Source organism: Romboutsia sp. LXY-2 (assembly GCF_056171995.1).
This window is the reverse complement of sequence record NZ_JBKFGI010000046.1, coordinates 1-349: the sequence shown is the minus strand read 5'-3', so window position 1 is coordinate 349 and position 349 is coordinate 1. Positions and strand designations below refer to the sequence as shown.

1 rRNA gene is annotated in these 349 nt (G+C 51.6%); it reads right to left on the bottom strand.

The features are described 5' to 3' along the window. A 23S ribosomal RNA gene (locus ACI48P_RS22235) occupies positions 1-349 on the bottom strand; the annotation flags it as partial.

Here is a 349-nt window from a genome sequence, read left to right as displayed (position 1 = left end):
TAGCTTTTATCCGTTGAGCGATGGCCCTTCCATGCGGTACCACCGGATCACTAAGTCCGACTTTCGTCCTTGCTCGACCTGTATGTCTTGCAATCAAGCTCTCTTCTGCCTTTACACTCTACGTACGATTTCCGACCGTACTGAGAGAACCTTTGAGCGCCTCCGTTACTTTTTAGGAGGCGACCGCCCCAGTCAAACTGCCCACCTGACAGTGTCCCAAGACCAGATTCATGGCCTATGGTTAGAGTCCCAGTACTACAAGGGTGGTATCCCAAGGATGACTCCACACAGACTGGCGTCCATGCTTCATAGTCTCCCACCTATCCTGTACATGTAGTACCAAGACCCA